The following is a 21,934-nucleotide window of genomic DNA, read 5'->3' as shown; positions in this document are numbered from 1 at the left end:
GCTACAGGTCGGACTGGCCGCCGAGCGCGGCCCGCACCAGGTCTGCCACTGTCATCGAGTCGACGGACTCGCCGTCTTCGTCGTCGCCGGCTCCACCAGCGCGCCCGGCGAGCTGGAGCAGGGGCTCCAGGACACCGATCTCACGCAGCTGGTCGAGCGGGACGGAGGCCAGTACGGCCCTGATCTCGGTCTCCTCGTCGGACACGGCCGGCTCGTCGGGGACGAGCCGGGCGAGGACGAACTCGCCCAGCGCCAGCGGCGTCGGGTGGTCGAAGACCAGCGTCGCGGGCAGGCTCAGGCCGGTCGCGGCGCCGAGCTGGTTGCGCAGCTCGACGGCGCCGAGTGAGTCCACCCCGAGGTCCCGGAAGGACCGTTCGGCGCCGACGGCGCCGGTGTCCGGGTAGCCGAGGACCTGCGCGGCACGGGTGCGCACCAGGTCCACGACGGTGTCGAGGCGGCGGGCCGGCGGCATGCCCGCCAGCCGGTCGGCGAGGGTGCCCTCCGGGGACTCGGACGCCGCGGCGGCGACGGTCTCCCGGTAGCCGGGGAACTCCCGCAGCAGGGCGCTCGGCCGGGTGCCGCCGAAGGCGGAGGCGAACCGGTCGAGGGCGACCTCTGCGACCACCGCGGTCGGCTCCTTGCCGGTGACCAGCCGCAGCAGCGACTCCACGGCGAGGTCCGGGTCCATGGCGACGACACCGGCCCGGCGGGCCGCGTCGTCCGCGCCGTGGCCGCCGGCCATGCCGCCGCCGCCCCAGGCGCCCCAGGACACGGAGGTCGCGGGCAGGTTCCGCACCCGGCGGGCCTCGGCGAGGGCGTCCAGGACCGCGTTGGCGGCCGCGTAGTTGGCCTGGCCGGGGTTGCCGACCGCGGAGGAGGCGGACGAGAACAGGACGAACGCGGCCAGGTCGAGGTCGCGGGTCAGCTCGTCGAGCAGCAGCGCCGAGGTCACCTTCGCGCGGAACACCTGCTGGTAGCGCTCCGGGGTGAGCCGGTCGATGACGCCGTCGTCGAGCACGCCCGCCGCGTGGATCACCGCGGTCAGCGGCCGGTCGGCCGGGATCGCGTCGAGCACCGCGGCCAGCTGGTCCCGGTCGGAGGCGTCGCAGGCGGCGAGGGTGACGCCGGTGCCGAGCGCTTCGAGTTCGTCGCGCAGGGCGGTGGCGCCGGGCGCCTCGGGTCCGCGGCGGCCGAGCAGCACCAGGTGCTGTACGCCGTCCTTGGCCAGGCGGCGGGCCACATGGGCGCCGAGGGCGCCGGTGCCGCCGGTGATCAGCACGGTGCCGGTCGGGTCCCAGGCGCCGCTCTGCCCGCGGTCCGGGGCCGGTACGAGACGGCGGGCGAGGACGGCGGAGCCGCGCACGGCGACCTGGTCCTCCCCGTCGAGTCCGGCGAGGACGGCGGCGAGTCCGGCGGCGGCCCGCTCGTCGGCGCGCTCCGGCAGGTCCACCAGGCCGCCCCAGCGGTGCGGGTACTCCAGGGCTGCCACCCGGCCCAGGCCCCACACGGCGGCCTGGAGCGGCCGGCGCGGGCGGTCGGTGCGGTTCGCGGACACGGCGCTGCGGGTGACGCACCACAGCGGGGCCTCGATCCCGGCGTCGCCGAGGGCCTGGAGCAGCGTGCCGGTGAGCGCGACGCCCTCCGGCACGTCGCCGTGCACGGTCTCGCGCAGGGCGAGCAGGGAGACGACGCCGCCGAAGCGGGTGCCCTCCCCGGCGGACTCGCGCAGGGTGGCGGTCATGGCCTCCCGGTCGGCGCCGCCGACCTCGGCGCGCACCACCCGGGTGCCCAGGGCGTCCAGAGCGGTCGTCACCCACGGGTCCTCGCCGAGGCCCTCGGGGACGACGGCCAGCCAGGTGCCGGTGAGCGGCTTGCGGTGGGCCATCACCGCGCCGGTCAGACGCTTCCAGACGATGCGGTGGCGCCAGCTGTCGAGCCGCGTCTGCTCGGAATTGCGGCGGCGCCAGTCGAGCAGCGCCGGCAGCACCTTGGACAGGGCGTCGCCCTCGACGTCGAGGACGGACTCGAGCGAGCCGAAGTCCTCCTGCGCGACGGCGTCCCAGAAGGCGGTGTCGGTGCCGTCGGCCTCCCCGGCGGACACGCCGGCCTGCTGGGCGGCGGGCAGGGCGTCCGGCCAGAACCGGCCGCGCTGGAAGGCGTACGTCGGCAGGTCGAGCCAGGAGCCGGGGGCGGCGTCGAAGAAGGCGTCCCAGCGGGGTCCGGCGGCGTGTACGTGCAGCCGGCCGAGGGCGGCGACCAGGGTCTCCACCTCGTCGCGGTTGCGGCGCTGCGCGGGGATGCTGACGGTGTCCGGGGCGCTCTGCTCGGCGAGCGCGGACAGCACCGCGTCGGGGCCGAGTTCGAGGAAGACCCGGACGCCCCGGCCGGCCAGTGCGGTGACGCCGTCGGCGAACCGGACGGTGCCGCGCACATGGCGCACCCAGTAGTCGGCGCCGCACAGTTCCTCGGCGCCCGCCACGTCGCCGGTCAGGTTCGACACGACGGCGATGCGGGGCGCCTCGTAGCGCAGGCTCTCGGCGACCTTGCGGAACTCGGCGAGCATCGGGTCCATCAGCGCCGAGTGGAAGGCGTGGCTGACCTTGAGGCGGGTGGTGCGGCGGCCCCGCTCGGCGAGGACGGCGGCCACGGCGAGCACCGCGTCCTCCGCACCGGCGAGCACCACGGAGGTGGGGCCGTTGACCGCGGCGATCGACACCGCGTCGGTGAGTTCGGCGGCGACCTCCTTCTCGGTGGCCTCGACCGCGACCATGGCGCCGCCGCGCGGCAGTTCCTGCATCAGGCGGGCCCGTGCGGCGACCAGCCGGCAGGCGTCGTCCAGGGAGAGGACGCCCGCGACGTGGGCGGCGGCGATCTCGCCGACGGAGTGGCCGGCGACGAAGTCCGGGGTCACGCCCCAGGACTCCACCAGGCGGTACAGGGCGACCTCGAAGGCGAACAGCGCGGGCTGGGTGTGCCCGGTCTCGTTCAGGGTCTCCTGGTCGCCGTGCCAGACGATGTCCCGCAGCGAGGCGCCGAGGTGGCCGTCGAGCCGGGCGAGGACCGCGTCGAACGCCTCGGCGAACGCCGGGAACCGCTCGTACAGGTCCCGGCCCATGCCGAGTTGCTGGGAGCCCTGGCCGGAGAAGAGCACGGCGTGCTTGCCGGTGCGCTCCACGTGGTGCTCGACGACGTGCGCGGCGGTGGTGCCCTCCGCGACGGCGGTGAGTCCGGCGAGCAGCGCGTCCCGGTCGGCGGCGGTCACCGCGGCCCGGTGTTCGAAGACGGCGCGGGTGGTGGCCAGGGTGCGGGCCAGGTCGGTGACCGTCTCCTCGGGGTGGCCCGCCACGTGGGCCAGGAGTTTGCGGGCCTGGGCGCGCAGCGCGTTCTGCGAGCGGCCGGACAGCAGGACCGGGACGGGCGAGCCGTCGGGCGCGGGCCGCGCCGGCTGTTCGGCGGGCTCCGGCTGCTCCAGGATCAGATGGGCGTTGGTGCCGCTGGCCCCGAAGGATGAGACGGCGGCCCGGCGCACCCGCTCGGACTCGGGCCAGGGGGTGGGCTCGGCGAGCAGGCGGGCGTTGCCCGCGGTCCAGTCGACGTGCGAGGAGGGGTTCTCGGTGTACAGCGAGCGCGGCAGCAGACCGTGCCGCATGGCGAGCACCATCTTGATGACGCCGCCGACACCGGACGCGGCCTGCGTGTGGCCGATGTTGGCCTTGAGGGAGCCGACCAGCACGGGCCGCTCGCGGTCCTGGCCGTAGGTGGCGAGCAGGGCCTGCGCCTCGATCGGGTCGCCGAGCCTGGTGCCGGTGCCGTGCGCCTCGACGGCGTCGACGTCGGCGCTCTCGAGGCGGGCGTTGGCGAGGGCCTGGCGGATGACGCGCTGCTGGGCGGGGCCGCTGGGCGCGGTCAGGCCGTTGGAGGCGCCGTCCTGGTTGATGGCGGAGCCGCGCAGCACGGCGAGCACGCGGTGGCCGTTGCGCCGGGCGTCGGAGAGACGCTCGACGACGAGCATGCCGACACCCTCCGACCAGCCGGTGCCGTTCGCGTCCTCGGAGAAGGCGCGGCAGCGGCCGTCGGGCGACAGCGCGCCCTGGGCGCTGAACTCCACGAAGCCGACCGGGGTGGCCATCACGGTGACACCGCCGGCCAGGGCGATGGAGCACTCGCCCGAGCGCACCGCCTGGGCGGCCAGGTGCAGGGCGACCAGGGAGGACGAGCAGGCGGTGTCGACGGACACCGTGGGGCCCTGGATGCCGAAGGTGTAGGCGAGGCGGCCGGACAGCAGGCTGGCGGACTGGGCGGTCTGCCACTGGCCGTACTCGGCGGGCGGCCGGTAGTCGCCGGAGCCGCCGCCGACGAAGACGCCGGTGGTGCCGCTGCCCCGCAGGGCCGCCGGGTCGATGCCGGCCCGCTCCAGCGCCTCCCAGGACGCCTCGAGCAGGATCCGCTGCTGCGGGTCCATCACCATGGCCTCGCGCGGCGAGATGCCGAACAGGCCGGGGTCGAAGTCGGTGGCGTCGTAGAGGAATCCGCCCTGGTCGGTGGCGCTGCGGCCCGGGCCGTCGCCGGCGAGGGCGTCGAGGTCCCAGCCGCGGTCGGCCGGGAAGTCGCCGACGGCGTCGACCTCGTCGACGAGGAGCTGCCACAGGTCCTCGGGCGAGTTGACGCCGCCGGGGTAGCGGCAGGCCATGCCGACGATGACGACCGGGTCGTCGCCGGTGGCGACGGGCGCGGCCACCGGGGCGGCCGTGTCCGTGGCGCCGCCGAGGAGTTCGGTGCGCAGGTGCGCGGCGAGCGCCGCCGGGCTGGGGTGGTCGAAGACCAGGGTCGCGGGCAGGGTGACGCCGGTGGCCGCGGTGAGCTGGTTGCGCAGGTCGACGGCGGTCAGCGAGTCGAAGCCGAGGTCCCGGAAGGGCAGGTCGGGTTCGACGAGCGCGGTGTCCGCGTGGCCGAGGACCAGGGCGGCCTTCTCGCCGACGAGGGCGAGCAGGATGTCGTCCCGGTCGGCGGCGGGCTGCTCCAGGAGCCACTGGCCGTAGCCGCCGGAGGCGGCGGCCTCCTCGGTACGGGCGCGGGCCGCGCCGGCGAGGGCGGTCCTGGCCTCGGGCAGGCCGTCGAACAGCGCGGTGGGCCGGGCCTCGTGGTGCGCCGGGGCGAAGGTGTCCCAGCGGACGTCGGCGACGGTGACCGCGGCGGAGCCGTCGGCGACGGCACCGGCCAGCGCGGTCAGGGCGGCGTCGGCGTCCATCACCGGCAGGCCGTTGATCCGCAGGTGGGCGGTGGCCGACGGGTCGGCGAGCTCGGCCCAGGCGCCCCAGGAGACGGCCAGCGCGGGCGTCCCGTCGGCGCGCAGGGCGCGGGCGAGGGCGTCGACGTAGGCGCCGCACGCGGCCTCGTCGGCCCGGCCGCGCACGCCCCAGACCCCGGCTATGGAGCTGAAGAGCACGAACGCGTCCAGGGAGCGGCCGGTGACGGCCGCGGCGAGGGTGTCCACCGGGGCGAGGGCGGCGGCCGGGCCGTCCGCCGGGGCGTCGTCGGCGTGCACGACAGCGGTGAGGTCGGTCAGACCGTCCAGGAGGATGGTGGCCGCGTCCCGGTCGCCGCTGTCGTACGGCGCGACGGTGACCTCGGCGCCCAGTCGGGCGAGTTCGGCCCGCAGCTCCTCGGTGTCGGTGGCGCCGTCGGCGGGCGAGGTGGTCAGCACCAGGCGGGCGGCGCCCTCGCGGGCGAGCCAGCGGGCGGCGCGGGCGCCCATGGTGCGGGTGCCGCCGACGACGAGGACGGTGCCGTGCGGGCGCCATCCGGAGTCGCCGGGGGCGACCGCGGTACGCACCAGGCGGCGGCCGAACAGACCGGCGGCGCGGACGGCGATCTGGTCCTCGGCGCCGGGCTCGGCCAGGTGGGCGGCGAGCAGGCCCGCGGTGGTGGCGTCGGCGTCGGGCGCGAGGTCGGCGAGGCCGCCGAAGCGCTCGGGGTGCTCCAGCGCGGCGACCCGGCCCATGCCCCACAGGGCGGCCTGGCCGGCGGCGGGTGCCTCCCCGGCGACGGAGACGGCGCCGCGGGTGACGCACCACAGCGGGGCGTCGACGCCGGCGGCCCGCAGGGCCTCCAGGACGGCGGCCGGTGTGGCGTCGGGCGCCGGCAGGGTGCCGGTGCCCGCGGCGAGCAGCGAGACCACCAGGGTCCAGCCGGCCGCGTCGAGGTCCGCGAGTTCCCGGGCCAGCGAGCCGGGGGCCCCGTCGACGACGAGCGGGTCGGCGCCCAGGGCGGCGACGAGGGTCTCCGCCCAGTCGGCGCCGGCGTGTTCGGCGGGCACGAGGGCCAGGACACGGCCGGTGGGTGCGGCGTGCGCCGGGGTGCCGAGCGCGGTCCAGCTCTCGTGGTAGCGCCAGTCACGGGCGGTGGAGCGGGCGTCGGTGCGGCGGCGCCAGGCCGACAGCGCGGGCACCATCGTGGTGACGGTGTCGCCGTCCAGGCCCAGGGTGGCCGTGAGGCTCTCCAGGTCCTCCCGCTCGACGGCGGCCCAGAAGGCGGCGTCGACGGGGTCCGGCGTGCCGGTGGCGCCGGGCGCGGCGGGCTCGGGCCAGTAGCGCTCGCGCTGGAAGGCGTACGTCGGCAGCTCGACGCGGTGTCCGCCGGTGCCGGCGAACCAGGCGGTCCAGTCGGGTCCGTTGCCCCGCGCGTGCAGGGTGGCCAGGCCCTCCAGGAGGGTGGTCTCCTCGGCGCGGTCGCGGCGCTGGAGCGGGACGACGGTGGCGGGTGCCTCGTCGCCGGACGCGTCCAGGGTCTGCTGGGCGGCGGCGGTGAGCTGCCCGTCCGGGCCGATCTCGACGAAGGCGGTGACGCCGGCCTCGTGCAGGGCCCGGACGCCGTCGGCGAACCGGACGGTCTCGCGGACGTGCCGCACCCAGTAGCCGGGGGTGAGGAGTTCGGCTCCGGCGGGGGCGCCGGTCACGGTGGAGACCAGCGGGATGCGGGGCTCGTGGTAGGTGAGGGACTCCGCGACCCGGGCGAAGGCGGTGAGCATCGGGTCCATGAGCGGCGAGTGGAAGGCATGACTGACCCGCAGCCGGGTGGTCTTGCGGTCCTGAGCCTCGAAGTAGGCGGCGAGCGCGGCGACTTCGTCCTCGTCACCGGCGACGACCACCGACGACGGCCCGTTGACGGCGGCGATGGAGACCCGCTCCGTGAGGTGCGGAAGCACCTCCTCCTCGGTGGCCCGCACCGCGAGCATCGCACCGCCCCGCGGCAGCTCCTGCATCAGGGAGGCACGTGCCGCGACCAGCGTGCACGCGTCCTCCAGCGAGAACACCCCGGCGACATGCGCCGCGGCGATCTCACCGATGGAGTGACCGGCGACGTGGTCGGGGGTCAGGCCCCACGACTCCAGGAGGCGGTGGAGGGCGACCTCGACGGCGAACAGCGCGGGCTGGGTCCAGCCGGTCCGGTCCAGCAGCTCGGCGTCGGGCGTGCCCGGCGCGGCGAACAGGACCTGGCGCAGCGGGAAGTCCAGCGCGGTGTCGAACTGCGCGAGGACCGTGTCCAGCGCGTCGGCGAACGCCGGGTACCGCTCGTACAGTTCGCGGCCCATCCGGGCGCGCTGGGCGCCCTGGCCGGAGAACAGGAAGGCGGTACGGCCCCGGGTGCGGGACGCGACCGCGCGGGCCGTCTCGCGCACCCCGTCGGGGCCCGAGAGCAGCACGGCGCGGTACGGGAAGAGGGTGCGGTCGGTGGCCAGGGAGCGGCCGACGTCCAGCGGGGAGAGCTCCGGGTGGGCGGCTGCGTACGCGGTGAGCCGGTCGACCTGGTCCTGGAGGGCCTCGCGGCTGCGGCCGGAGACGATCCACGGGACGGTGGTGACGTCGGCGGCGGGGACGGGCTCGTCGGTGCGGGCGGGGGCGGGCTCGTCGGTGGGAGCCTGCTCCACGATGACGTGCGCGTTGGTGCCGCTGACGCCGAAGGCGGAGACACCGGCGCGCCTCGGCCGTCCGGTCCCGGGCCAGTCGCGTTCCTCGGTGAGCAGCGACACGGCGCCGCTGCTCCAGTCGACGTGGCTGGTGGGGCTGGTGACGTGCAGGGTGCGCGGCAGGGTCCCGTGCTGGATCGCCAGCAGCATCTTGATGACACCGGCGACGCCCGCGGCGGCCTGGGTGTGGCCGATGTTCGACTTGACGGTGCCGAGGAGCAACGGCTGGTCGGCGTCGCGGTCCCGGCCGTAGGTGTTCAGCAGGGCCTGCGCCTCGATCGGGTCGCCGAGGGTGGTGCCGGTGCCGTGCGCCTCGACCGCGTCGATGTCGGACGGCGCGAGGCGGGCGTCCGCCAGCGCCTGGCGGATGACGCGCTGCTGGGACGGGCCGTTGGGGGCGGTCAGGCCGTTGGAGGCGCCGTCCTGGTTGACGGCGGTGCCGCGGATGATGCCGCGGACCTCGTGGCCGTTGCGGATCGCGTCGGAGAGCCGTTCCAGGACCAGGATGCCGACGCCCTCGGACCAGGCGGTGCCGTCGGCGTCGTCGGAGAACGGCTTGCAGCGGCCGTCGGGGGCCAGGCCGCCCTGGGTGCTGAACTCGACGAAGGAGTCGGGGGTCGACATCACCGAGACGCCGCCCGTGACGACGAGGTCGCACTCGCCGGCGCTCAGCGCGCGGCCCGCCCAGTGCAGGGCGACCAGCGAGGAGGAGCAGGCGGTGTCGACGGTGACCGCGGGGCCCTCCAGGCCGAGGGCGTAGGAGAGGCGGCCGGACATCACGCTGGCGGTGTTGCCGGTGGCGACATAGCCGGAGACGTCCGAGGCCGAGCGGCGCAGCAGGTTCGGGTAGTCCTGGCCGTTGGTGCCGACGAAGACGCCGGTGGTGGAGCCGCGCAGCGCGGCCGGGTCGATGCCGGCCCGCTCCAGGGCCTCCCAGGTGGTTTCGAGCAGCAGGCGCTGCTGCGGGTCCATGGCGAGCGCCTCGCGGGGCGAGATGCCGAAGAAGCGGGCGTCGAAGTCGGCTACCCGGCTGAGGAATCCGCCGTGCAGTGTGTCGGAGGCGCCGGCGCCGAGCGCCGCCATGTCCCAGTCGCGGTCGTCGGGGAAGGGGGTGATGCCGTCGCGGCCCTCCGCCAGCAGCCGCCACAGCCCCTCGGGCGTGGTGACGCCGCCGGGGAAGCGGCAGGCGAGGCCGACGACCGCGATCGGGTCGTCGTCGACGGCCCGGGCGGCGACGGTGTGGGCGGTGGACTCCGGGAGCGTGCCGAGGAGTTCGGCGAGCAGGAAGTCCGCCATCTCGCGCGGAGTGGGCTGGTCGTAGACAAGGGAGGCGGGCAGGCTCAGGCCGGTGATGGCGTTGAGCGCGTTGCGCAGCTCCAGGACGGTGAGCGAGTCGAAGCCGAGGTCGCGGAAGGCCAGGTCGTCGTCGACGGTGCGGGCGTCGGCGTGGCCGAGGACGGCCGCCACCTGGGAGCGCAGCAGGTCGAGGACGTGTCCGGGGCGCTCCTCGGCGGGCAGGCCGGCGAGTCGCTCACGCAGTCCGGAGCCGGTGGCGGCGGCCGCCGCCGGGGCGGTGGCGCCGGCCGTCTCCGGGAGGTCGGCGACGAGCGGCAGCGGGCGGGCCGACGCGAAGGCGCGCAGGAAGCGTTCCCAGTCGATGTCGGCGATGGCGACGGTGGTGTCGCCGTTGTCGACGGCGCGCAGCAGCGCGGCGACGCCGGAGGCGGGGTCGAGCGGTTCGAATCCGCCGCGGCGCACACGGGCGGCGATCTCGGCGGCGTCGGCGACCATTCCGGAGCCGGCCCAGGGGCCCCAGGCCACGGACAGGGCGGGCAGGCCCTGGGCGCGGCGCTGCTCGGCGAGGGCGTCGAGCTGGGCGTTGGCGGCGGCGTAGTTGCCCTGTCCGGCGGCGCCGATGAGGCCGGCGGTCGAGGAGAACAGGACGAACGCGGCGAGGTCGTGGCCGGCCGTGAGGTCGTGCAGATGGCGGGCGGCGACCGTCTTGGCGTGCAGGACGGTGGCGAAGTTCGCCGGGGTCAGCTCGTCCACCACGTGGTCGTCGACGACGCCCGCGGTGTGGAAGACGGCGGTGAGCGGCGCGTCCTCGGGCACCGTGGCGAGGAGTGCGGCGAGCGCGTCGCGGTCGGCGGCGTCGCAGGCGGCGATCGTGACGCGGGCGCCCGACTCCTCCAGTTCGGCGCGGAGTCCGTCGGCGCCGGGGGCGTCGGGGCCGCGGCGGCTGGTGAGCAGCAGATGGGCGGCGCCGTCGCGGGCGAGGCGGCGGGCGAGGTGTCCGCCGATGCCGCCGGTGCCACCGGTGATCAGGACGGTGCCGGCCGCCGGGTCGAAGGCGGAGCCGACGGTGTCGGCGGCCGGGTTGTGGGCCAGCCGGCGCAGGAAGACACCGCCGGCGCGGACGGCGACGGCGTCCTCGCCGTCACCGGCGGCCAGGATCCCGCGCAGCCGGCGGGCGGCCTGGGTGTCGAGGTCCTCCGGGAGGTCGACGCTGCCGCCGACGCGGCCGGGCAGTTCGAGGGCGGCGGCCCGGAACAGGCCCCATACGGCGGCCTGTTCGGGTGCCGTGACCTGCTCGGAGCGGCCGACGGCGACGGCTCCGCGGGTGATGTTCCACAGCGGGGCGTCGATGCGGGCGTCGCCGAGCGCCTGGAGGGCGGTGGCGGTGAGGGTGAGCGCGGCCGGGGCGCCGGGGTGTCCGGCGTCGCCGGGCGCCAGCGGCAGCAGCGACAGCACGCCCTGGAAGGTGTCGCCGTCGGCGGCCTCGGTGAGCCGGGCGGCGAGGGCGGCGCGGTCGGTGCCGGTGACCTCCACGCGGACGGTGGCGGTGGCGAGGGCGGCCTCGACGTCGGCGGCCCAGGCGGCGATGGCCTCGTCGCGGTGCTCGGCCGGGACCAGGACGAGCCAGCGTCCGGTGGGTGCGGCGCCGGGGACGCCGCCGCGCGGCTTCCAGGTGACGCGGTAGCGCCAGGAGTCGAGCGCGGACTGCTCGCCGCGGCGCTGCCGCCAGGCGGTGAGCGCCGGGACCATCGCGGTGACGGTCGTGTCGTCCAGGCCGAGGGAGGCGGTGAGCGACGCGACGTCGGCGTGTTCCACCGCGGCCCAGAACTCGGCGTCGAGTGCGGAGCCGGGGACGGTGGCGGCGGTGCCGGCCGCGGTAGTGCCGGGCCAGTACCGCTCGCGCTGGAAGGCGTAGGTGGGCAGGGCCACGCGGCGGGCGCCTGCGCCCTCGAACCAGGCGGCCCAGTCGACGTCGAAGCCGTGGGCGTGGGCCGCGGCGACGGCGGTGACGAGGGCCTGCTCCTCCGGGCGGTCGCCGCGCAGCGTGGGCAGCAGCGCCGTGCGGGAGGCGTCGGTGAGGCTCTCGCGGGCCATGCCGGTGAGCACGCCGTCGGGGCCGAGCTCAAGGAAGGTCTGGACGCCGCCCTGGGTGGACAGCCAGCCGATGCCGTCGGCGAAGCGCACGGCGGAGCGGACGTGGGAGACCCAGTAGTCGGCGCCGCACACCTGCTCGGGGGTGGCGAGGGTGCCGGTCACGTTGGAGACGAACGGGATCGTCGGCGCGTGGTACGTCAGCGCGCGGGCCACGGCGGCGAAGTCGTCCAGCATGGCGTCCATGAGCGGCGAGTGGAAGGCATGGCTCACCCGCAGACGCTTGGTGCGGCGCCCCTGCTCGGCGAAGTGCGCGGCGACGGCGAGCACGGGCTCCTCCTCGCCGGCGACGACGACGGACCGGGGGCCGTTGACGGCGGCCACGGAGACCTGGTCGGCGAGGCCCTCCAAGTGCGGCAGCACCTCGTCCTCGGCGGCCTCCAGGGCGACCATCGCGCCGCCCTCGGGCAGCGCCTGCATGAGCCGGCCGCGGGCGGCCACCAGGACGCACGCGTCGTCGAGGTCGAGGACGCCGGCGACGTGCGCGGCGGCGATCTCGCCGACGGAGTGGCCGGCCAGGTAGTCGGGGGTGATGCCCCACGACTCCAGCAGCCGGAACAGCGCGACCTCGAGGGCGAACAGCGCGGGCTGCGCGTAGCCGGTGCGGTCGAGCAGGGCGGCGTCCTCGGAGGCCTCGGCGGCGAACAGCACGTCGCGCAGGGGGCGTTCGGTGGTGCCGTCGATCCGGGCGAGCACCGCGTCGAGGGCGTCGGCGAACACCGGGTGACGCTCGTACAGTTCGCGGCCCATGCCGAGGCGCTGGCTGCCCTGTCCGGTGAACAGGAAGGCGGTGCGTCCGCGGCCGGTGCGGCCCTGGACCAGTCCGGCGCCGGGCATTCCGTCGCGCAGCGCGGTCAGGCCGCGCACCAGTCCTTCGTGGTCGTCGGCGACGACGGCGGCGCGGTGCTCCAGCGCGGCGCGCGAGGTGGCGAGGGAGAACGCCAGATCGGTCGGGTGGACGCCGGGGCGCTCCGCCAGCAGGTCGAGCAGGGCTCCGGCCTGGGCGCGCAGAGCCGCCTCGCCGCGTCCGGAGACGAGGACGGGCACGAGGCCGTCCCGCGGCGCGGCAGTGTCCTCGGGGGCGGCCGGGGAGCTGTCGGCGGGGGCCTGTTCCAGGACGGTGTGGGCGTTGGTGCCGCTGAGGCCGAAGGACGACACGGCGGCGCGGCGCGGACGGCCGGTCTCGGGCCACTCGGTGCGCTCGGTGAGCAGCCGGATGGCGCCGGAGGACCAGTCGACGTGGGTGGACGGCTCGTCGATGTGCAGCGACTTGGGGACGACGCCCTCGTTGAGGGCGCGGACCAGCTTGATGACGCTGGCGACGCCGGACGCCATCTGGGTGTGTCCGATGTTGGACTTCACCGAGCCGAGCAGCACGGGCCGCTCGGGGTCGCGGTTCTTGCCGTAGGTGGCGAACAGGGCCTGCGCCTCGATCGGGTCGCCGAGGGAGGTGCCGGTGCCGTGGCCCTCCAGGACGTCGATGTCGTCCGCCTCGACGCCCGCGTTGGCGAGGGCCTGGCGGATGACGCGCTGCTGGGAGGGGCCGTTGGGGGCGGTCAGCCCGTTGGAGGCGCCGTCCTGGTTGATGGCGGAGCCGCGGATGACGGCGAGGACCTCGTGGCCGTTGCGGCGGGCGTCGGAGAGCCGCTCCAGCAGGATCAGGCCGACGCCCTCGGCGAGGGTCATACCGTCGGCGCCCTCGGCGTACGCCTTGCAGCGGCCGTCCTCGGCCAGCGCCCGCTGCCGGCTGAAGCCGATGAACGACATGGGGGTGGACATGATGCTGGCACCGCCGGCGAGGGCGAGGGTGCTCTCGCCGTTGCGCAGCGACTGGCAGGCCAGGTGGATGGCGACCAGTGAGGACGAGCACGCGGTGTCGAGGGTGACGGCCGGGCCCTCGAAGCCGAAGAGGTAGGAGACACGGCCGGACAGGACGCTGGGGAGCGAGCCGGTGATCATGTGGCCCTCGGAGCCCTCACTGCCGGGCACGGCGGCCCCGTAGTCCTGGTAGCTGGCGCCGATGAAGGTGCCGGTGAGGCTGCCGCGCCGGCCGACCGGGTCGATGCCGGCGTTCTCGAAGACCTCCCAGGCCGTCTCCAGCAGGAGGCGCTGCTGCGGGTCCATCGACAGGGCCTCGCGGGGCGAGATGCCGAAGAAGCCGGGGTCGAAGTCGGCGACGTCGCGCAGGAAGCCGCCCTGGACCGAGTAGGTGCGGCCGGACGCGTCCGGGTCGGGGTCGTAGAGGGCTTCGGCGTCCCAGCCGCGGTCGGCGGGGAAGACTGAGATCGCGTCGACCTCGTCCAGCGCGACCCGCCACAGCTCCTCGGCGGAGGTGACGCCACCGGGGTAGCGGCAGCTCATGCCGACGATGGCGATCGGGTCGTCGTCGACGGGCGTCCCGGCGGTGACGGCGACGGCGCCCGCGGAGTGGACGTCGGCCAGTTCGGAGTGGAGGAAGCCGGCGAGGGCGGCCGGGTTCGGGTAGTCGAAGACCATCGTGGACGGCAGCGTCAGCCCGGTGACGGACGCGAGCCGGTTGCGCAGCCCGACGGCGGTCAGCGAGTCGAAGCCGACGTCGCGGAAGGCGCGCTGGTCGGTGAGGTCGTCGGCGGAGGACAGGCCGAGCACGGAGGCGGCCTCGGTGCGGACGGTCTCCAGCAGCTTGCGCTGCTGTTCGGCGGCGGGCAGGGCCAGCAGCGCGGCGGCGAACTCGCCCTGGGCGGCGGTCCCGGCGCTCTGCGCGGCGGCGGCCGTGAGCCGCTGCACCTCGGGGACCTCGTCGAACAGCGGGGTGGGCCGGGCCGAGGTGTAGACGGGGTGGTACGTCTCCCAGTCGACGTCGGCGACCGCGATGACCTGCTCGTCGTCGTCGAGGGCCCGCTTGAGGCCGCTCAGCGCGAGCTGCGGGTCCATGAACTCCAGGCCGCTGCGGCGGATCATCTGCGGGTCGACGCGGCCGAGTTGGAGGTCGTCGGCCCAGATGCCCCAGGACAGCGACAGGGCGGTGAGGCCGCGGGCGCGCCGGTGCTCGGCGAGGGCGGCCAGATAGGCGTTGCCCGCGACGTACGCGGCGTGCGCGCCGCTGCCCCACATGCCGGCGGTGGAGGAGTACAGGACGAAGTCGTCCAGCTCCTCGTCGTCGAGGAGTTCGTCGAGGACCTGCGCGCCGGTGACCTTGGCGGCCAGGACGCGGTCGAAGTCGTCGAGGGTGGTGGCGTCCAGGGTGTGCAGTTCGATGGTGGCCGCGGTGTGCACGACCGTGCGGACGGTGCGGCCCTCCGCCTTCAGGCCGTCGAGCAGCGCGGCGACCGCGTCGCGGTCGGTGATGTCGCAGGCGGCGAGGGTCGTCGCGGTGCCGCGTTCCTCCAGCTCGGCGCGGAGTTCGGCGGCGCCGGGCGCCTCGGGGCCGCGCCTGCTGACCAGGACCAGGTGCTCGGCGCCCTGTTCGGCGAGCCAGCGCGCCAGGTGGGGGGCGAGGGTGCCGGAGCCGCCGGTGACCAGGGTGGTGCCGCGCGGCTTCCAGTCGCGGGCGGGGCCGTCGGGTGCGGCGTCGGCGCGGACGATACGGCGGGTGAAGACGCCGGAGGAGCGCAGGGCGATCTGGTCGTCGTCGCCGAGCGCGCCGGCGAGGACGGCCGCGAGCCGCTGACCGGCGCGCGCGTCGAGCGTCTCGGGCAGGTCGACGACACCGCCCCAGCGTCCCGGGCACTCCAGCGCGGCGGTCCAGCCGATGCCGGCGACCTGGGCCTGGACGGGCGCGGTGACCTTGTCGGAGCGGCCCGTGGACACGGCGCCGCGGGTCAGCGCCCACAGCGGGGTGCCGATGCCGGCGTCGCCGAGCGCCTGGACGAGGGCGACGGTGAGGGCGACCCCGAGGACGAGCCCGGTGCCGGGGACGGCACCGGTCCGCTCGGCTCCGGCGAGGACGGAGACGATGCCGGTGAGGCCGTCGGTGTCGGTCAGGCGCTCACGCAGGACAGCGCGGTCGGCGCAGGTCTCGTCGAGGACGAGACGGCGCACCTCGGCGCCGCCCGTCTCCAGCGCCTCGGCGACGTCGGTGTCGTCGACGCCGTCGGCGGTGACCAGCAGCCAGGTGCCGTCGAGGGTGCGCTGCGGGAGCTTGGTGACGGGCTTCCAGGTGGCGCGGTAGCGCCAGGAGTCGACGGTGGAGCGCTCCCGGCGGGCCCGGCGCCAGGAGGACAGCGCGGGCAGCACGGCGGCGACGGAGTCCTCGTCGGTGCCGAGGGCGGCGGTCAGGGTGGAGACGTCCCCGTCCTCGACGGCGGTCCAGAACGCGGCGTCCTCGGGGTCGGCCGCGGTGACGGTCTCCGGGGCGGCCGGGACGACCCACAGGTTCTCGTGCTGGAAGGCGTAGGTGGGCAGGTCGACGCGGGACGCGCCGGTCCCCTCGAACAGGGCGGCCCAGTCGACGTGGACGCCGCGGACGAACACCTCGGCGGCGGAGAGCAGGAAGCGGTCCAGGCCGCCGTTGTCGCGGCGCAGGGTGCCCGAGGCGACACCCGCCACGCCGGCGTCGTCGATCATGTCCTGGACGGACATCGACAGCACGGGGTGGGAGCTGACCTCGATGAAGGCGCGGTGCTCGGCGGCGATCAGACCGCGCACGGCGTCGGCGAACAGGACCCGGCCACGCAGGCTGCGGTACCAGTAGCCGGCGTCCATGACGGTGGTGTCGAGCCAGTCGCCGGTGACCGTGGAGAAGAACGGGATCTCGGACGCGGTCGGCGCGACCTCCGCCAGCAGCTGAAGGATCTCGTCGTGCAGATCCTCGACGTGGTGGGAGTGCGAGGCGTAGTCCACGGCGATCCGGCGGGCCCGGATCTCCTCGGCGGTGAGCTGCGCGTGCAACTCGTCCAGGGCCTCCGGCTCGCCCGCGACGACGGAGGAGCGGGGGCCGTTCTCGGCGGCGACGGACACCCGCCCGCCGAACGCCTCCAGACGGGCCTCCACATCGGCGACGGGCAGCGCCACCGACATCATCCCGCCCCGCCCGGCCAGCGTCCGCCCGATGGCCTGGCTGCGAAGCGCGACCACCCGCGCACCGTCCCGCAGCGACAGCGCACCGGACACCACGGCGGCAGCGATCTCACCCTGCGAGTGACCCACCACCGCGTCGGGTTCGACACCCTGGGCCCGCCACACGGCGGCCAGGGACACCATCACGGCGAACGAGGCGGGCTGGACGACGTCGACGCGATCCAGCGTCGGAGCGCCCTCCACGCCCCGCAGGACATCGATCAGGTTCCAGTCGGCGAACTCGCTGAGCGCGGCGGCGCACTCGGCGATCCGCTCCGCGAACACCGGCGACTCGTCAAGGAGTCGGGCACCCATGCCCACCCACTGCGAGCCCTGACCCGGGAACACGAAGACCGTACGGCCCTCGACGTCGGCGACACCGCGGGCGACGACGCCCGAGGGCCCGTCGGCGGCGACGGCGCGCAGCGCCTCCAGCGGGTCGGTGCCGGCGGGCGGCACGACCACGGCTCGCTGTTCGAAGAGGGCGCGGGAGGTGGCGAGGGACAGGCCGATGTCGATCGGGCGGGCCGCCGGGACGGCGGTCACGAGGTGGGTGAGGAGCCGGTCGGCCTGCTCGCGCAGTGCGGCGGCGCCACGGGCGGACAGGACCCATGGCACGACGCCGGCGGCGACCGGCACGGGCGCCACGGCGGGCTGCTCGTCGTCGGCGTCGGGCGCCTCGGTCTCCTGCTCCAGGATGATGTGGGCGTTCGTACCGCTGATGCCGAACGAGGACACGGCGGCCCGGCGCGGACGGCCGGTCTGCGGCCAGTCGGTGTTCTCGCCGAGCAGCCGCACGGTGCCGGGGCTCCAGTCGACGTGGCTGGAGGGCTCGTCGGCGTGCAGGGTCTGCGGCATCACACCGTGGCGCAGCGCCATGACCATCTTGATGATGCTCGCGACACCGGCGGCCGACTGGGTGTGGCCGATGTTCGACTTCACCGAGCCGAGCAGCAGCGCGGTCTCGGGGGTACGGGTGCGGCCGTAGGTGGCGAACAGGGCCTGCGCCTCGATGGGGTCGCCGAGCGGGGTGCCGGTGCCGTGGGCCTCCAGGAGGTCGATCTCGCCGGGGGCGACCCGGGCGTTGGCGAGGGCCTGGCGGATGACCCGCTGCTGGGAGGGGCCGTTGGGGGCGCTGAGGCCGTTGGAGGCGCCGTCCTGGTTGATGGCGGAGCCGCGGATGACGGCGAGCACCGGGTGGCCGTTGCGGCGGGCGTCGGAGAGCCGCTCGACGAGGACGATGCCGACGCCCTCGGCGAGGGTCATGCCGTCGGCGCTCTCGGAGAACGCCTTGCAGCGGCCGTCCTGGGCGAGGGCCCGCTGCCGGCTGAAGGCCACGAACGCGTTGGGGGTGGTCATGACGGTGGCGCCGCCCGCGACCGCGAGGTCGCTCTCGCCGTTGCGCAGCGCCTGGCAGGCCAGGTGCAGCGCGACCAGCGAGGACGAGCAGGCGGTGTCGACGGTGACCGCCGGGCCTTCGAGGCCGAAGACGTAGGCGAGGCGGCCGGAGAGCACGCTGGGGCTGGTGCCGGTGACCAGGTGGCCCTCGGTGCCCTCGCCGGCGCCCATTCCGTATTCCTGGTAGCTGGAGCCGATGAAGGTGCCGGTCAGGCTGCCGCGGAGGGTGTCGGGGGTGAGTCCGGCGCGCTCGAAGGCCTCCCAGGTGGTCTCCAGGAGGAGCCGCTGCTGCGGGTCCATGACGAGCGCCTCGCGGGGCGAGATGCCGAAGAACATCGGGTCGAACTCGTCGGCCTCGTGCAGGAAGCCGCCCTGGGTGGAGTAGGTGGTGCCGGGGTGGTCGGGGTCCGGGTCGTAGAGCCCGGCGGTGTTCCAGCCGCGGTTGACCGGGAAGTCGCTGATCGCGTCGGTGCCGGAGAGCACCAGGTCCCACAGCTGCTCCGGGGAGCCGACACCGCCCGGGTAGCGGCAGCTCATGCCGATGATGGCGATGGGCTCGTCGTCGGCGCCGCCGGTGGCGACGGGGCCCGCGACCTCCAGCACGGAGCCGACCATCTCGGCCCGCAGGTACTGGGCCAGCTCCAACGGGGTCGGGTAGTCGAACACCATGGTGCTCGGCAGGGAGAGGCCGGTGGCGGCGCCGAGGTGCTTGCGCAGTTCGACGGCGGTCAGCGAGTCGAAGCCGATGTCGCGGAAGGCACGGCCCTCGGGTACGGCGTCGGCGGAGGCGTGACCGAGCACGGTCGCGGCCTCGGTGCGCACCAGCTCGGTGAGCAGGCGCAGTTGCTCCGGCTCGGACAGCGAGCGGACCCGCCGCACGATCTCGGAGGCGTCGCCGGTGTCGGCGGGGGTGTTCTCGGCGGCCAGGGCGCGGACCTCGGGCAGGTCGCCGATGAGGGCGCTGGGCCGCGCGGAGGTGAACAGGGGGGCGTAGCGGGTCCAGTCGACGTCCGCGACGGTGACGGCGACGTCCTGGCGGAGGACGGCGCGGCGCATCTCGGTGAGGGCGGGCGCGGGGTCGAGCAGGCGCAGGCCCTGCCGTCGCAGGGTGCCGGAGACGGCGTCGTCGGCGGCCATGCCGGTGCCGCCCCACGGGCCCCAGGCGATGGAGGTCGCGGCGAGACCGCGGGAGCGGCGGGCCAGGGCGAGGGCGTCGAGGTAGGCGTTGGCGGCGCCGTAGGCGCTCTGGTCGCCGCTGCCCCAGACGCCGGCGATGGAGCCGAACAGGATGAAGAAGTCCAGTTCGCGGTCGCCGAGGAGGTCGTCGAGGTGGGCGGCGCCGGCCAGCTTGGCGGCGGTGAGGGCGGCGAACTCGGCGGGCGTCAGCCCGTCCAGCGGACCGTAGTGGCCGACGCCCGCGGTGTGGACGACACCGGTGAGGGGCTGGTCGGCGGGCAGTCCGTCGAGGACGGCGGCGAGGGCGTCGCGGTCGGCGACGTCGCAGGCCACGAGGGAGACGCTCGCGCCCAACTGCTCGAGTTCGGCTCGGAGTTCGGCGGCGCCGGGGGCGTCGGGGCCGCGGCGGCTGGTGAGGACGAGGTGGTCCGCGCCGGAGCGGGCCAGCCAGCGGGCGGTCTCGGCGCCGAGGCCGCCGGTGCCGCCGGTGATCAGCACGCTTCCGGAGGCGGTGAACTGATCGGCGGACGGCAACTCGTCGACGGTGTGGCGGACCAGGCGGCGGCCGTGCACACCGGTGGCGCGCAGGGCGACCTGGTCCTCGCCGTCGGGGGCGTCCTTGACCGCGAGGACCTCGGCGAGGCGCTGTCCGGCGCGGCGGTCGAACTCGGCCGGGAGGTCGACGAGTCCGCCCCACAGGCGGGGGTGCTCCAGGGCGACACCGCGGCCCATGCCCCAGGCGGTGGCCTGGGCGGGGCGGGTGACCGGGTCGGCGGGGCCGGTGGAGACGGCGCCGCGGGTGGCGGTCCACAGCCGGCCCCGGGCGCCGGTGTCGGCGAGGGCCTGGACGAGGGCGATGGTCAGGGCGAGGCCCTGGGTGAAGCCGGCGGGGCCGTCGGCGGGCCGCTCGTCGAGCGGCAACAAGGACAGCACATGGGCGGTGGTGTCGACGTCCTCGGTACCGGCGAGGCGGGCGCCGAGCACGGCCCGGTCGGCACAGTCGGCGTCCAGGACGAGGCGGCGGACCCGGGCGCCGTGCGCGCCGAGCGCCTCGGCGAGGCCGTCAAGGAGTTCGGTCTCGTCGTCGGTGGTGGCGTCGGAGGAGACGAGCAGCCAGGTGCCGTCGAGGACGGGCGCGGCGGGCTTGCCCAGCCGGGTCCACTCGACGCGGTAGCGCAGCGTGTCGAGGAGCGCCTTCTCCTGGTTGCCGCGGCGCCAGGAGCTGAGCGCGGGCAGCAGGGAGTCGAGCGGGGTGAGGCTGTCCTCGTCGAGGCCGAGGACGGCGGCGAGTTCGGCGGCGTCGCCGCGCTCGACGGCGGCCCACAGCTTCTGGTCGGCGGGGTCGCCGGCCGAGGAGGGCGCGGCGGAGGGCAGCTGGGGCCAGTAGTGGGCGTGCTGGAAGGCGTAGGTCGGCAGGTCGGTGCGGCGGGCGCCGGTGCCGGCGAGGTACGCGGTCCAGTCGAGGTCGACGCCGTGGACCTGGAGGCGGGCCGCGGCGGTGGCGGCGGCGGTCTCCTCGGGGCGGCCGGCGCGCAGCAGCGGGACGAGCATGGTGTCGTGCTCGTCGCCGAGGGTGTCCTCGGCCATGGCGGTCAGCAGTCCGTCGGGGCCGAGTTCGAGGAAGAGGGTGGCGCCGGCGTCGCGCAGGGTGCGCACGCAGTCCGCGAACCGGACGGCCTCGCGGACGTGGCGCACCCAGTAGTCGGCGGTGCGCACCTCGGCCTCGTCGGCCCTGCGGCCCGTCAGGTCGGAGACCAGCGGGATGCGGGGGGCGGCGTAGGACAGTGTCTCGGCGACCGTGCGGAACGCGTCGAGCATGGCGTCCATGTGCGGCGAGTGGAAGGCATGGCTCACCCGCAGCCGCTTGGTGCGGCGCCCGCGGCCGGAGAACTCGGCGGCGAGTTCCACGGCGGCGTCCTCGTCGCCGGAGACGACGACGGAGGTGGGGCCGTTGACGGCGGCGACGGACAGGCGGTCGCCGAGCAGCGGGGCGACCTCGTCCTCGGTTGCCTGGACGGCGATCATGGCGCCGCCGGACGGCAGCGCCTCCATGAGGGTGGCGCGGGCGGCGACCAGGCGGGCGGCGTCCTGAAGGGTGAACACCCCGGCGACGTGCGCGGCGGCGATCTCACCGATGGAGTGACCGGTGACGAAGTCGGCGCGGACGCCCCAGCTCTCGACGAGGCGGTAGAGGGCGACCTCGACGGCGAACAGCGCGGGCTGGGTGAAGCCGGTGCGGTCGAGCAGGGCGGCCTCTTCGGTGCCCTCGGCGGCGAACACGACCTCGCGCAGCGGCCGGTCGAGCATCGGGTCGAGGGCGGCGCACACCTCGTCGAACGCGGCGGCGAACCGGGGCTGGGTCTCGTACAGTTCGCGGCCCATGGCGGCACGCTGGCTGCCCTGGCCGGAGAACATGACGGCGATCCGGGCTCGCCCCGCGGCCTCGCCCTCGACGACGGCCGGGTCGGGGCGGCCGGCGGCGAGGGCGTTCAGGGAGGCGAGCAGTCCGTCGCGGTCCTGCGCGATCACCGCGGCGCGGCGCTCGAAGCGGGAGCGGGTGGTGGCCAGGGAGTGGCCGAGGTCGGCGAGGGACGGCTCGGGGTGGTTCTGGAGGTGGGTGAGCAGGCGGGCGGCCTGGGCGCGCAGGGCGTCGCGGGTGCGGCCGGACAGCAGCAGCGGGACGGCGCCGACGGTGCGCTCGGGGGCGGCCGGAGCGGAGCCGGGGAGGGCGGGCGCCTGCTCCAGGACGGTGTGGACGTTGGTGCCGCTGATGCCGAAGGAGGAGACGGCGGCACGGCGCGGGCGGCCGGTCTCGGGCCACGCGGTCTGCTCGGTGAGCAGTGCGACGGCGCCTTCGGTCCAGTCGACGTGCGAGGACGGAGCGTCCACGTGCAGGGTGCGCGGCAGCAC

General features: G+C 75.8%; 1 protein-coding gene. It reads right to left on the bottom strand.

Annotation, left to right across the window (positions count from 1 at the left end):
* Position 1: 1 nt before the first annotated feature.
* Positions 2-21,934 (bottom strand): type I polyketide synthase (locus tag ACWC91_RS39450; protein ID WP_450726268.1); only part of this gene is annotated, 21,933 nt, incomplete at its 5' end.

The organism is Streptomyces sp. NPDC001204, assembly GCF_053598035.1.
Note: the sequence above shows the minus strand (reverse complement) of the source record. Positions and strands in the feature narration are given on the sequence as shown.